Annotated in this window: 12 protein-coding genes and 1 other annotated feature; all 12 genes read right to left on the bottom strand. The window is 41.0% G+C overall.

Going from position 1 to position 15215, the window contains the following annotated elements:
• Positions 1–106: 106 nt before the first annotated feature.
• On the bottom strand, positions 107–2185 hold the full coding sequence (gene fusA, locus ACI48O_RS20850; RefSeq protein ID WP_435563755.1) for an elongation factor G: 2079 nt from the start codon (positions 2183–2185) through the stop codon (positions 107–109).
• 48 nt (positions 2186–2233) lie between these two features.
• Positions 2234–2704, bottom strand: a complete 471-nt coding sequence (gene rpsG / locus ACI48O_RS20845; RefSeq protein ID WP_435563754.1) for a 30S ribosomal protein S7 — start codon at positions 2702–2704, stop codon at positions 2234–2236.
• Between the two features lie 39 nt (positions 2705–2743).
• Positions 2744–3166, bottom strand: coding sequence for a 30S ribosomal protein S12 (gene rpsL / locus ACI48O_RS20840; RefSeq protein ID WP_088084980.1), 423 nt, complete (start codon positions 3164–3166; stop codon positions 2744–2746).
• Between the two features lie 102 nt (positions 3167–3268).
• The gene (locus ACI48O_RS20835; protein ID WP_435563753.1) at positions 3269–3517 is read right to left on the bottom strand and encodes a 50S ribosomal protein L7ae-like protein; all 249 of its coding nucleotides are present in this window, start codon (positions 3515–3517) and stop codon (positions 3269–3271) included.
• 153 nt (positions 3518–3670) lie between these two features.
• Positions 3671–7270, bottom strand: coding sequence for a DNA-directed RNA polymerase subunit beta' (gene rpoC, locus ACI48O_RS20830; RefSeq protein WP_435563752.1), 3600 nt, complete (start codon positions 7268–7270; stop codon positions 3671–3673).
• 147 nt (positions 7271–7417) lie between these two features.
• The gene (gene rpoB, locus ACI48O_RS20825) at positions 7418–10987 is read right to left on the bottom strand and encodes a DNA-directed RNA polymerase subunit beta (protein ID WP_472850892.1); all 3570 of its coding nucleotides are present in this window, start codon (positions 10985–10987) and stop codon (positions 7418–7420) included.
• Positions 10988–11347: 360 nt separating this feature from the next.
• The gene (locus ACI48O_RS20820) at positions 11348–11950 is read right to left on the bottom strand and encodes a class I SAM-dependent methyltransferase (RefSeq protein WP_435563750.1); all 603 of its coding nucleotides are present in this window, start codon (positions 11948–11950) and stop codon (positions 11348–11350) included.
• A 136-nt stretch (positions 11951–12086) separates the two neighbouring features.
• On the bottom strand, positions 12087–12449 hold the full coding sequence (gene rplL, locus ACI48O_RS20815) for a 50S ribosomal protein L7/L12 (protein WP_435563749.1): 363 nt from the start codon (positions 12447–12449) through the stop codon (positions 12087–12089).
• 56 nt (positions 12450–12505) lie between these two features.
• Positions 12506–13006, bottom strand: a complete 501-nt coding sequence (gene rplJ, locus ACI48O_RS20810; protein ID WP_435563748.1) for a 50S ribosomal protein L10 — start codon at positions 13004–13006, stop codon at positions 12506–12508.
• A 32-nt stretch (positions 13007–13038) separates the two neighbouring features.
• Positions 13039–13184, bottom strand: a sequence feature (ribosomal protein L10 leader region).
• 50 nt (positions 13185–13234) lie between these two features.
• A complete protein-coding gene (gene rplA, locus ACI48O_RS20805; protein ID WP_435563747.1) occupies positions 13235–13933 on the bottom strand; it encodes a 50S ribosomal protein L1 in 699 nt (232 codons plus the stop codon).
• A 111-nt stretch (positions 13934–14044) separates the two neighbouring features.
• Entirely contained in the window at positions 14045–14470 is a 426-nt protein-coding gene (rplK, locus tag ACI48O_RS20800; protein ID WP_147535699.1) for a 50S ribosomal protein L11, read from the bottom strand.
• Positions 14471–14641: 171 nt separating this feature from the next.
• Entirely contained in the window at positions 14642–15175 is a 534-nt protein-coding gene (gene nusG, locus ACI48O_RS20795; RefSeq protein ID WP_435563746.1) for a transcription termination/antitermination protein NusG, read from the bottom strand.
• Positions 15176–15215: the final 40 nt, after the last annotated feature.

The following is a 15215-nucleotide window of genomic DNA, read 5'->3' as shown; positions in this document are numbered from 1 at the left end:
AAGAAATAGTTAAGTATATATGGGTTTATGAAGATAGATAATATCTATCTTCATAAAATCCAAAGCTTACAATAGTATTTATACTTGATTAAAGTGGTAAAATCAATTACTCACCTTTATTTTTTTTGATGATCTCTTCAGAGATTGATTTTGGTACTTCTTCGTAATGATCGAAGTGCATTGAGAATACACCGCGTCCTTGCGTGCTTGAACGTAAAGTTGTAGCGTATCCAAACATTTCAGAAAGTGGTACCATCGCACGAACTACTTGTGCGTTTCCACGAGCTTCCATACCCTCTACACGTCCACGACGAGCAGTGATTTGGCCCATGATATCTCCAAGATAATCTTCAGGAATTACAACTTCAACTCTCATAACAGGCTCTAGGATTACTGGGCTACATTTTGAAGCAGCGTTTTTAAGTGCCATCGATGCAGCAATTTTAAACGCCATTTCACTTGAGTCAACATCATGGTAAGAACCATCAAATAGTCTTGCTTTAATGTCAACTAATGGATAACCAGCAAGTACCCCTCTATCAAGGGCATCTTCAAGTCCTGCTTGAACAGCTGGGATATATTCACGAGGAACAACCCCACCGACGATACCATTTTCAAATTCGAAGCCTTTACCCTCTTCGTTTGGAGAGAATTCGATCCATACGTGACCGTATTGACCGCGTCCACCAGACTGACGGGCAAACTTTCCTTCAACTTGTGCAGATGCACGGAAAGTCTCACGGTAGGCAACCTGAGGTGCACCTACGTTTGCTTCTACTTTGAATTCACGGCGCATACGATCAACGATGATATCAAGGTGAAGTTCACCCATACCAGCGATGATAACTTGTCCAGTTTCCTGGTTTGTGTGTGCACGGAATGTTGGATCCTCTTCTTGAAGTTTTTGTAATGCAGTAGTCATTTTATCTTGGTCAGCTTTAGATTTAGGTTCAACTGACAACTCGATAACTGGCTCAGGGAACTGCATAGACTCTAGGATAACTGGAGCTTTATCATCACATAAAGTATCACCAGTTGTTGTATCCTTTAAACCTACTGCAGCAGCGATATCCCCTGCATACACTTCAGAAATCTCTTGACGGCTGTTAGCATGCATTTGCAGGATACGACCGATACGCTCACGCTTACCTTTTGTAGAGTTCTGAACGTAAGATCCAGAGCTTAATGTACCAGAGTACACACGGAAGAATGTTAACTTCCCTACATAAGGGTCTGTCATAACTTTAAATGCAAGTGCAGAGAAAGGCTCTTCATCGCTAGAATGACGCTCTACTTCTTCTTCTGTATCAGGAAGATGACCTTTAATAGAAGGAACATCTAACGGAGATGGAAGATAGTCAATAACAGCATCAAGCATTAATTGAACACCTTTGTTTTTAAATGCTGAACCACAGATAACTGGGTAGAACTCAACATTTGTTGTACCTTTACGGATACCAGCTTTTAATTCTTCAACGCTGATTTCTTCACCGCCAAGGTATTTTTCCATTAATTCTTCATCAAGTTCAGCTACTGCTTCAACCAATTTTTCACGGTATTCTTCAGCTTGAGCTTGAAATTCTTCAGGAATTTCACGAACCTCGATATCAGTACCTAGGTCGTTACTGTAGAAATGAGCTTTCATTTCTACTAAGTCGATAATCGCTTCGAATTGATCTTCCGCACCGATTGGTAATTGGATTGGATGAGCATTCGCTTGAAGACGATCATGTAGAGTTTTTACAGAATAAAGGAAGTCCGCACCGATCTTATCCATTTTATTTACGAATACTACACGGGGAACTCCATAAGTAGTTGCTTGGCGCCAAACAGTTTCTGTTTGTGGCTCAACTCCAGATTGGGCATCAAGAACAGCAACAGCTCCATCTAGTACACGAAGGGAACGTTCAACCTCTACAGTGAAGTCTACGTGTCCTGGCGTGTCGATAATGTTTACACGATGGTTTTTCCATTGTGCAGTTGTTGCAGCAGAAGTGATTGTGATACCACGTTCTTGTTCTTGCTCCATCCAGTCCATCTGTGATGCACCTTCATGAGTTTCACCAATCTTGTGAATACGCCCAGTATAATAAAGGACGCGCTCAGTAGTCGTTGTTTTACCGGCATCGATATGAGCCATGATTCCAATATTACGAGTTTTTTCCAAGGAGAACTCTCTAGCCATTTGGTCTTTCTCCTTCCTTGTATGAGTGTATTGTATTTAAAGTTTATTTTACCAGCGGTAGTGTGCAAACGCTTTGTTTGCTTCCGCCATTTTGTGTGTATCTTCACGTTTTTTAACAGAAGCTCCAGTTGCATTTGCTGCATCTAGAATTTCGTTAGCTAAACGCTGTTCCATTGTCTTTTCACCGCGAAGACGTGAATAGTTTACTAACCAACGAAGACCAAGAGTAGTACGACGATCAGGACGTACCTCCACTGGAACTTGGTAGTTAGCACCACCTACACGACGTGCTCTTACTTCTAATACTGGCATGATGTTTTTAAGTGCTTGATCAAACACTTCCATCGGCTCTTTGCCAGTACGTTCACGAATAATATCAAATGCTGAGTAAAGAATTTCTTGAGACTTACCTCTTTTACCGTCGATCATCATTTTGTTGATCAAACGAGTAACAAGCTTTGAATTATAAATCGGATCTGGTAATACGTCTCTTTTTGCTACAGGACCTTTACGTGGCATGTTTTTTCCTCCTTTCAACGAAGCTTTTATTTAATAAGATTATTTTTTTGGAGCTTTTGGTCTCTTAGTTCCGTACTTAGAACGACCTTGCATACGGTTGTTAACACCAGCTGTATCTAACGCTCCACGAACGATGTGGTAACGTACCCCCGGTAAGTCTTTTACACGTCCGCCACGGATAAGCACAACACTGTGCTCTTGTAGGTTGTGTCCGATACCAGGAATGTAAGCAGTTACCTCGATACCATTTGTTAAGCGAACACGAGCATATTTACGTAATGCAGAGTTCGGTTTCTTTGGAGTCATTGTACCAACACGTGTACATACACCACGTTTTTGCGGTGAAGAAACGTTAGTTTGTGACTTTTTGAAACTGTTGTAACCTTTATTAAGTGCTGGTGATTTTGACTTTTCCTCTTTTGATTGACGAGGTTTACGCACTAATTGATTAATAGTAGGCATGTTTTTTCCTCCCTTCATTTCTTCTTGTAAGCCCACACATCCAGGTGGTTCATTTTTTTGCAAAAACAAAGTTTTTGCAGATATATTCTACAAAAACAGTTTTTAACGAGTAATGGCCACAGCGGCAGCTCCAACATCTATCTTACATGCTTTTCCAAGCTTTTTCATGGAATCCACATAAGTAATCTGTACGTCTAGTTCCTTTGCTGTCTGTACAACCTTTGATACTACCCTAAGGTCAGCATCAGTTGCTACAACCAGTTCGGTGACTGTACCAGATTTTAGAGCCTTAACTGCTTGTTTTGTTCCTATAATGATATGATCAGCCTGCAATACTTTTTCATAAGACATCGTTCATATCCTCCAAAGTATCAGGTAAATAGGAGCACCTTTGATATATTAACACCTACACAATTTATTGTCAACATCTTTAAAATTTTTTTATTATAAAATGCGGTACTTACGGTTTAAACACCAAAGTACCGCATTCTTTATAAAAAATTATTACTCAACTGTTACCGGATCAACTTCAGACTCTTCTTGAAGAACTGGCTCTGCTCGACGGTAACGTTGCATACCGGTTCCAGCCGGAACTAGCTTACCGATAATAACGTTCTCTTTTAAACCGAGCAATTCATCACGTTTACCTTTAATCGCTGCATCTGTAAGAACTCTTGTAGTTTCTTGGAACGATGCTGCTGATAGGAATGAATCTGTTTCAAGTGATGCTTTTGTAATACCTAGCAAGACTGGGCGTCCTGTTGCAGGTAATTTGCCTGCTAACAAAGCCTTTTCATTAGCGTCTGTGAACTGATGTATATCAAGGAGAGCTCCAGGTAATACGTCAGTTTCTCCAGAATCGATGACACGAACTTTTCGAAGCATTTGACGTACCATTACTTCGATATGTTTGTCGCCAATTTCAACCCCTTGCATCCGGTATACCTTTTGAACCTCACGTAGCAAGTATTCTTGAACAGAGGTCATATCGGTAACGCGCAATAGTTCCTTCGGATCGATTGACCCTTCTGTTAACTCTTGACCACGTCCGACTTTGGTATTAATCGCCACTTTTAAGCGAGCTGTATATGGAGCTGTGTACGTACGGCTTTCAACATCGCCTTGTACAACGATTTCATGTTGACGGTCACGACCTTCGTTAATGCCAACAACGACCCCTTCGATTTCAGAAATGACGGATTGACCTTTTGGATTACGCGCTTCAAATAACTCTTGAATACGCGGTAAACCTTGAGTAATATCGTCTCCGGCAACCCCACCGGTATGGAATGTACGCATCGTTAACTGCGTTCCAGGCTCACCAATTGATTGAGCGGCGATAATACCAACGGCTTCACCAACCTCAACTTCTTGACCAGTTGCCAGGTTACGACCATAACATTTCTTACATACACCGTGGCGGGTGTTACATGTAAAGGCAGAACGGATCCAAACCTCTTCAACGCCTGCTTCAACAACCTCAACCGAGAGATCTTCAGTAATTAATCCATTTTCAGGAACAATTACATTATTTGTTTCAGGGTGTCTAATCGCTTTTCTTGCATAACGGCCGATTAAACGTTCATCTAAAGCTTCAATGACTTCTGTGCCATCTTTTAAGGCTCTAATTAACAGTCCTCTGTCTGTACCACAATCATCTTCACGTACAATAACATCCTGTGCTACATCAACAAGACGACGAGTTAAGTAACCTGAGTCAGCTGTTTTAAGGGCTGTATCCGCCAACCCTTTCCGTGCTCCGTGTGTTGAAATAAAGTACTCTAATACTGTTAATCCTTCACGGAAACTAGATTTGATTGGTAATTCGATAATCCGTCCAGCCGGGTTGGCCATTAGTCCGCGCATACCCGCTAACTGTGTAAAGTTAGATGCGTTACCACGAGCTCCTGAATCACTCATCATGAAAATTGGATTTGTCTTTTCCAATGATTTCATCAGTTTAGCTTGAATATTATCCTTCGCGGCGCTCCAGATGGAAATGACACGGTCATAACGTTCATCTTCAGTAATCAAACCACGTCTGAACTGCTTCATTACGTTATCAACCTTAGCTTGTGCCTCGTGAATAATTTCTTGCTTTTCACCCAAGACGACAATATCTGCTACCCCAACTGTAATACCTGCTTTAGTTGAATGTCTAAATCCAAGGTCCTTCATACGGTCTAGCATTTTTGACGTTTCAGTGATTTTAAAACGTTTAAACACTTCCGCAATGATGTTTCCAAGAATTTTCTTCTTAAATGGATCCACTAATGGCATCTCTTTAATAACCGCTTTTACATCAGTTCCTGGTTCAACGAAGTATCTTTCTGGTGTTTTCTCTTCTAGATTGAACTTCGTTGGTTCATTAATATATGGGAAAGACTCTGGCAAAATCTCATTGAAGATTAGTTTACCAACAGTTGAAATTAATAACTTTGAGTTTTGTTCTTCCGTAAACGTTACATTTCCTAACGAACCAGCATGAACAGCAACTCTTGTATGCAAGTGAACATACCCGTTTTGGTATGCAATTAATGCTTCGTTACGGTCCTTAAAGACCATACCTTCACCAACTGCACCTTCACGTTCCATCGTTAAATAATAGTTACCTAATACCATGTCCTGGGAAGGTGTAACAACCGGTTTACCATCCTTCGGATTCAAGATATTTTGAGCAGCAAGCATTAACAAACGTGCTTCAGCTTGCGCCTCAGAAGATAACGGTACGTGTACAGCCATTTGGTCTCCGTCGAAGTCTGCATTATAAGCAGTACAAACAAGCGGATGAAGACGAATCGCGCGACCTTCAACCAATGTAGGTTCAAAAGCTTGAATCCCTAAACGGTGAAGAGTCGGGGCACGGTTAAGTAATACCGGATGCTCTCTGATAACCTCTTCAAGCACATCCCAAACCTCTGGCTGCACACGCTCAATTTTACGTTTTGCAGATTTGATATTATGAGCAAGTCCTTTTTCGACTAGTTCCTTCATAACAAATGGTTTAAATAACTCAAGTGCCATTTCCTTTGGTAGCCCGCATTGATACATTTTCAAGTTTGGTCCTACGACAATAACGGAACGACCTGAATAGTCAACACGCTTACCTAACAAGTTTTGACGGAAACGTCCTTGCTTCCCTTTTAACATATGGGAAAGTGATTTTAATGGGCGATTTCCCGGACCTGTAACAGGACGGCCGCGACGACCATTGTCAATCAATGCGTCAACCGCTTCTTGAAGCATCCGTTTTTCGTTTTGAACGATAATGCTTGGTGCACCAAGATCTAATAACCGCTTTAATCGATTATTACGGTTGATAACACGACGATATAGGTCATTTAGGTCAGAAGTAGCAAACCGGCCTCCATCCAATTGAACCATTGGACGTAATTCTGGCGGAATAACCGGAAGAACATCAAGAATCATCCATGAAGGCTCATTTCCAGAACCACGGAATGCTTCAAGTACTTCTAAACGTTTAATAGCGCGCGTCCGGCGTTGCCCTTGAGCGGTCTTTAATTCTTCTTTTAAAACATCCACTTCTTTTTCTAAATCAATATCGACTAACAGCTTTTTAATCGCTTCAGCACCCATAGACGCTTGGAATTTATTACCGTATTTTTCACGGTATGTACGATATTCTTTTTCTGAAAGAAGCTGTTTCTTTTCGAGCGCTGTATCTCCAGATTCAGTAACAACGTAAGACGCAAAGTAAATAACCTCTTCAAGCGCACGTGGTGACATGTCAAGAACAAGCCCCATACGACTTGGAATCCCTTTAAAGTACCAAATATGAGATACTGGTGCTGCTAATTCGATGTGCCCCATACGCTCACGGCGAACCTTTGCACGTGTAACCTCAACGCCACAACGATCACAAACAACACCTTTATAGCGGACACGCTTGTACTTACCGCAATGACATTCCCAGTCTTTTTGCGGACCAAAAATTCGTTCACAAAACAAACCGTCTTTTTCCGGTTTTAGTGTACGATAGTTAATCGTTTCTGGTTTCTTTACCTCACCAAATGACCACGAACGGATTTTATCCGGTGAAGCGAGACCAATTTTCATATACTCAAAATTATTTACATCTAGCAAGGGGCCTACCTCCCTTTCGATCTTCAGGTTTTACCCTTATTGCGATTGTTATCGGATGGCACAAAATCATGACCGATTCTTGTATCGGCATTTTTTAAAAAGTGGAGCTCAGCGAAGATGAACGTCTTCACTGAGCTGTTAATCTATTTATTCTTTCGTTCCAACAGGCTCTGTTTCAACACTATCCAATTCAGGTGCAATCGTTAAAGTCTCTGCTTGTTGAATTTCTTCCTCATCTTCTAGGTCACGCATTTCAATTTCCTGTTCGTCACCTGAAAGAATCTTAACATCCATTCCCAAGCTTTGAAGTTCTTTAATTAATACCTTAAACGACTCTGGCACACCAGGTTCAGGTACATTTTCACCTTTTACAATGGCCTCATATGTCTTAACACGACCAACCACGTCATCGGATTTTACAGTTAAAATTTCTTGTAATGTATAAGCTGCACCGTAAGCTTCAAGTGCCCATACTTCCATCTCACCAAAACGCTGTCCACCAAATTGGGCTTTACCACCCAGTGGCTGCTGAGTAACGAGTGAGTATGGTCCTGTTGAACGCGCATGTAGCTTATCATCTACCATGTGGGCAAGTTTAATCATATACATAACCCCGACGGAAACACGATTATCAAAAGCTTCCCCGGAACGGCCATCATAAAGCACCGTTTTAGCATCACGAGCCATACCCGCTTCTTCGATGGTTGCCCATACGTCTTCCTCACGCGCTCCATCGAATACTGGAGAAGCAACGTGAATTCCAAGACTTCTGGCAGCCATACCTAGATGTAATTCTAACACCTGTCCGATATTCATCCGTGATGGTACCCCTAATGGGTTCAACATGATATCAACTGGTGTACCATCTGGGAGATACGGCATATCTTCCTCAGGAAGAATACGCGAAATAACCCCTTTGTTACCATGGCGTCCCGCCATTTTATCCCCTTCGGAAATTTTCCGTTTTTGGACAATATAAACGCGAACAAGTTGGTTTACACCTGGTGGAAGTTCGTCACCGTCTTCACGATTAAACACCTTCACATCCAGAACAATTCCGCCACCACCGTGTGGTACACGAAGTGATGTATCCCTAACTTCACGGGCTTTTTCACCAAAAATAGCATGTAATAAACGTTCTTCAGCAGTTAGCTCAGTAACCCCCTTAGGAGTAACTTTACCGACGAGAAGATCTCCGTCTTTTACTTCAGCTCCGATCCGGATAATTCCACGCTCATCCAAGTTGCGAAGTGCATCTTCACCAACGTTAGGAATATCACGGGTAATCTCTTCAGGCCCTAATTTTGTATCACGAGACTCTGATTCATATTCTTCAATATGAATCGATGTATAAACATCGTCTTTTACAAGACGTTCACTCATAATAATCGCATCTTCATAGTTGTATCCATCCCATGTCATGAAGGCAACAAGAACATTACGTCCTAATGCTAATTCACCTTTTTCCATAGAAGGACCGTCGGCAAGGATTTCACCTTTCACAACACGATCTCCAACACTGACAATTGGGCGTTGATTGTAGCATGTTCCTTGGTTAGAACGAATGAATTTCAACATCCGATACTTGTCAAGATTGCCTTTCGTTTCTTGACCATCTACCTCTGAAATGCGACGAACCCATACTTCACGAGCCTCAACATGTTCAACGATACCAGGATGCTTACAAATAACAGCAGCTCCCGAGTCTTTCGCGGAAACATACTCCATACCAGTTCCTACTCTTGGAGCTTCAGGCTGCATAAGTGGAACAGCTTGACGTTGCATGTTCGCACCCATCAAAGCACGGTTAGAGTCGTCATTTTCCAAGAACGGAATACATGCTGTTGCAGCAGAAACAACCTGTTTAGGCGATACATCCATGTAATCGATACGATCGCGGTTAACAACCGTATTTTCACCACGGAAACGCGCCACAATATCTTCATCTAAGAAAGATCCATCTTCACCAAGGCGAGCGTTCGCTTGGGCAACAACATAATTATCTTCCTCATCTGCAGTTAAGTAATCGATTCGATTGGTTACTTTTCCAGTATCAGGATCAACGCGACGATACGGAGTTTCGATAAACCCAAAACGATTTACTTTTGCAAATGTAGAAAGCGAGTTAATTAATCCAATGTTCGGTCCCTCTGGAGTCTCAATCGGACACATCCGGCCATAGTGAGAGTAGTGAACGTCACGAACTTCGAAGCCCGCACGTTCCCGAGTTAAACCACCAGGTCCTAAAGCAGATAGACGACGCTTATGTGTCAATTCAGCTAATGGATTGGTTTGATCCATGAACTGTGATAACTGAGAGCTTCCGAAGAACTCCTTGATTGAAGCAATAACCGGTCTAATATTAATTAATTGTTGCGGAGTAATCGTTGCCGTGTCTTGAATGGACATTCTTTCACGAACAACACGCTCCATACGAGATAAACCGATTCGGAACTGATTTTGCAGTAATTCTCCAACAGAACGCAAGCGACGGTTACCTAAATGATCGATATCATCGGTATTACCTACACCATGTAACAAGTTGAAGAAATAGCTGATCGAAGCAATGATATCAGCAGGTGTAATGTTTTTGATGGCTTCTTCAATATTTGAATTACCAATTACATTGATCACCTTTTCTCCATCTTCATTTGGAGCATAGATTTTGATAGATTGAAGGACGATATCTTCTTCAACTACTCCACCAACTGGATTGAAAGATTTAAATCCAATATTTTGCTCCAGATTCGGAAGGATTCGATCTAGTGTACGGCGATCTAGTGTCGTACCTTTTTCTGCAATAATTTCTCCTGTTTCAGGATCCACTAAAGTTTCGGCAAGACGCTGACCGAAAAGTCTATTTTTAATATGAAGCTTTTTATTAATCTTATAGCGTCCCACATTCGCTAAATCATAACGCTTTGGATCAAAGAAACGAGATACTAATAAACTCTTCGCATTTTCCACAGTTGGTGGTTCACCTGGACGAAGACGCTCATAGATTTCTAAAAGTGCTTTTTCAGTACTTTCAGTGTTGTCTTTTTCCAAAGTATTTCGGATATATTCATTATCTCCGACTAAATCAATGATTTCAGAATCAGATCCGAAACCAAGGGAACGCAAAAGAACCGTAACGGGCAGTTTCCGCGTACGATCAATCCTTACATACACTACATCCTTGGCGTCAGTCTCATACTCAAGCCAAGCACCACGGTTAGGGATTACCGTTGCCGTAAACCCTTTCTTCCCGTTCTTATCCACTTTTCCACTAAAATACACACTCGGAGAACGCACTAACTGTGAAACAATAACACGTTCAGCTCCGTTAATTACAAATGTTCCTGTTTCAGTCATTAGTGGGAAGTCACCCATAAAGACATCTTGGTCTTTTACTTCACCTGTTTCTTTGTTTACTAGACGGACCTTTACACGTAATGGTGCAGAATATGTCACGTCTCGTTCTTTTGACTCCTCAACAGAATACTTAGGATCACCTAGGCTGTAATCAATGAATTCTAGCGATAGGTTACCAGTAAAGTCTTCGATTGGAGAAATATCCTGAAACATTTCTCGCAAACCCTCATCGAGAAACCATTGATATGAAGAGGTTTGGATTTCAATGAGATTTGGTAACTCTAAAACTTCACTGATTCTTGCATAACTTCTTCGTTGGCGGTGTCGTCCATACTGAACTAGTTGACCTGTCAACTGATTCACCCCTCAAATCAAGCGTTATAATTGCATCTATTGTCATCGAGAAAAGCGGAAGCGCCTTGCTCAGGGGCGACAAGCATAAGACAAGCCGGCCGGAAGGTTGCTTTTTAACCTTCTGGACGGATTGGCTGTAGACCCGCGAGCCCCTAGGCGCTGAAGCTGGACATTTATCCAACTCTGATTTCTCATTAGACAAAAAGAAAAAGGGTTTTTCTGTCAAAAACCACATTTTCACATGACGAACTATTATTTTGTTAGCTTATCCGTCAATAGCCAAATTTATACAATAAATGATGAATTTAGCAACTTTACGGAAACTAATCTATTGGCATTTTATAATATTAACACAGCCCTCTTGACGAGTCAATGTTTTTTTGCTTTAAAAATAAAATAGCCTTTTTGCTTATCCACTGTTTCCACTTCATCAAAAAGCTCTTCTAATTTAGTTAAAGCAGAAGGAGCTCCTTGCTTTTTTTGTATTACCACCCAAAGCGAACCACCTGGTTGAAGATGATGAAAGCTTTGCTCAAAAATATCATGAACGATATGTTTCCCAGCACGAATTGGCGGGTTTGTTAAGATATCCGAAAAACCCGTTTCTTCAACCCCTGACAACCGATCACTAGGATAGATCATAACGTTTCCAACATGATTGAGACTCGCATTTTCCTTAGCAAGAGCAAGCGCTCTTTCATTTACATCAACCATATGTATCGTTGCATCCGGCAAACTCTTGGCAATCGAAATTCCTATCGGCCCATAGCCGCAACCTACGTCGAGGATCTTCCCGTTTTCAGCGGTCGGCTTGAACGATTCAATTAATAAACGCGAACCGAAATCAACTTCTTTCTTTGAAAAAACTCCGTTATCGGTTTTAAAGCGAAAAGTTTGCTGCCTCAAACTGAAATCCCAAAATTTCGGATCACTTTGAACATGTTGTGTGCGGGAATAATAATGATTAGTCAACTAATCACCTCCATTGGAGAGAGTTAATAACAGAAGGCTTAGAGGTTTAAAAATTCCTTTTTCGAAACGTATTATATGTTAAAAAAATATAAAAAGCAAAAAGCTCGCTTATGCAGCGAGCTTTTCAAAAGTTGAATTACTTAACTTCAACGTTAGCGCCAACTTCTTCAAGTTTAGCTTTGATGTCTTCAGCTTCTTCTTTAGAAACGCCTTCTTTAACTGGCTTTGGAGTGTTATCAACAAGTTCTTTTGCTTCTTTAAGTCCAAGACCTGTGATTTCACGTACAACTTTGATAACTTTGATTTTTTGGTCGCCTGCAGAAGCAAGTACCACATCAAATTCAGTTTGCTCTTCAACAGCAGCAGCACCAGCACCAGCTACCATTGCTACAGGAGCAGCAGCAGTTACGCCGAATTCTTCTTCAATTGCTTTTACTAAGTCGTTTAATTCTAAAACAGTCATATTTTTAACTGCTTCAATGATTTGTTCTTTAGTCATGATTATTTTCCTCCTTAGAGTTTTGTTTTATTTAGTAGTAAAACGATATTTCTAACTTACGCGCCTTGTTCTTCTTTTTGATCTGCAACAGCTTTTGCAGCAAGAGCAAGATTGCGAATTGGTGCTTGAAGAACGCTGAGTAGCATAGATAGTAAGCCTTCGCGAGATGGTAGTTCTGCAAGAGCTTTAATATCATCAGCAGTCGCAACAGTTCCTTCAATTACACCTGCTTTAATTTCAAGAGCTTCGTGTTTTTTCGCGAAGTCATTAAGAACTTTAGCAGGAGCAACTACATCTTCTGTACTAAACGCAATTGCGTTAGGACCAGTAAGAGCTGAATTTAATCCAGAAAGCTCAACAGCATCAGCGGCACGACGAGTCATTGAGTTTTTGTAAACTTTGAACTCGACACCTGCTTCACGAAGTTGCTTACGAAGTTCAGTAACTTCTGCAACATTCAAGCCACGGTAGTCAACTACAACTGTTGACACGCTTGCTTTTAACTTATCAGCAATTTCATCTACGATTTGTTTCTTTGTTTCAATAGCGCTGCTCATCCTTACACCTCCTGTAGTTTTACTACATTCATACCGGACAATAAAAATCCTCCACACCGAACAGACATGGAGGATTGTATACAATAGCAGTTTTTAACAGTAAATCTATCGTATGACCTCGGTAGGAAATTAAGCCTTAAGCGGCACCTACTGTCTGCGGTACAAATGTTTTATTTAATTTAACAACAAATCACATTATAGTAAATGCGAGTTCGTTTGTCAATTCCATTATTTTACTGCAACAGATGATGGATCAACTTTCACGCCAGGCCCCATTGTTGAAGTAACAGTAACGTTCTTCATGTAAGTTCCTTTAGCAGCTGCAGGCTTAACTTTTAACATTGTTTCAAATACAGTGTTAAAGTTTTCAATTAACTTTTGGTCTTCGAAAGATTGTTTACCGATTGGAACGTGGATGTTTCCAGCTTTATCAACACGGTATTCAACTTTACCAGCCTTAATTTCATTGATTGCTTTAGTCACATCAAATGTAACAGTACCAGTTTTAGGGTTTGGCATTAAACCTTTAGGTCCTAATGTACGACCAAGTTTACCAACTTCACCCATCATGTCTGGAGTTGCAACGATTACATCAAAATCAAACCAACCTTGTTGGATTTTGTTGATGTATTCAGAATCACCTACATAATCTGCACCAGCAGCTTCCGCTTCCTTCGCCTTTTCACCTTTTGCGAAAACAAGGACGCGTTGAACTTTACCTGTTCCGTTTGGAAGCACTACTGCACCACGGATTTGTTGGTCTGCTTTCTTAGGGTCAACCCCTAAACGGAAAGCTACTTCAAGAGTTGCATCAAACTTTACAGTGCTTGTCTTTTTTGCAAGCTCAATTGCTTCAGCAATTGGGTATGCTTTAGAACTATCTACAAGCTTAGCAGCTTCTAAATACTTCTTACCTTTTTTAGCCATTATTATTTCCTCCTTGAATGTGGTTTTAGCGGAAAAACCTCCCACGAAAAAGGTTGCGAGTGAAATTTTTCAACTGCGCAACCCCCCATACACACTAACAGTAAACATCGATTAGTCTTCGATAACGATTCCCATGCTGCGAGCAGTACCTTCAACCATACGCATAGCTGCTTCAACACTAGCTGCGTTAAGGTCAGGCATTTTCTGTTCAGCAATCTCGCGTACTGTTGCACGTTTAACTGTCGCTACTTTATTACGGTTAGGCTGGCCAGAACCAGACTGAATTCCAGCTGCTACTTTTAAAAGAACTGCAGCAGGAGGAGTTTTCGTAATAAATGTAAAAGAACGGTCTTCAAATACCGTAATTTCAACTGGGATGATTAAACCAGCTTGATCAGCCGTACGAGCGTTGAACTCCTTACAGAATCCCATGATATTAACACCGGCTTGACCTAATGCAGGACCAACTGGTGGCGCTGGGTTTGCTTTACCTGCAGGAATTTGTAATTTGACAACTTTAATTACTTTTTTAGCCACGAGACACACCTCCTTAAAGTCCGTGATGTGGTAATAGGGAAATATCCCTCCCACTCATAGAAAAGTCTTTATATAAACATAAAGAACTTGACAATTGTCTATCCCGATTCCGAGACATATTGACCTATGAAATTTTATCACTATTCCGTGACAATTTCAAGTTCTTTCAATCTATAATTTTTCAATTTGAGTAAAATCAAGCTCTACCGGGGTATCCCGACCGAACATATTGACCAAAACTTTAAGTTTGGATTTATCTTTTTCTATCTCTTCGATAGAACCAGTAAAGTTAGCAAAAGGACCTTCCTTAACCCGTACTGTTTCCCCTAACTCAAAGTTGATATCAATTCGTTTCTCTTCTACACCCATACGCTTCAAGATAACAGCAACTTCTTCAGGAAGCAGCGGTGTCGGTTTTGATCCGGATCCAGCTGAACCTACAAATCCTGTTACTCCAGGTGTATTGCGGACAACATACCAAGAATCATCCGTCATCACTATTTCTACCAGAACATAGCCTGGAAACACCTTTCGTTTTACCACTTTTTTCTTGCCATTTTTGATATCTGTTTCTTCTTCTTCAGGCACAATCACACGAAAAATCTTGTCTGCCATTCCCATAGACTCGACACGTTTCTCCAGATTCGCCTTTACTTTATTCTCGTATCCAGAGTAAGTATGAACAACATACCAGTTCTTTTCCATTCAAGAGGACTAATTCGTCCGTCCCTCCCCATCAATAAAT

This window comes from Neobacillus terrisolis, from assembly GCF_051233475.1.
In the GTDB taxonomy this organism is placed as follows: domain Bacteria; phylum Bacillota; class Bacilli; order Bacillales; family Cytobacillaceae; genus Bacillus_BU.
The sequence above is the reverse complement of the archived record's forward strand: the minus strand, read 5'-3'. Positions and strand labels throughout refer to the sequence as shown.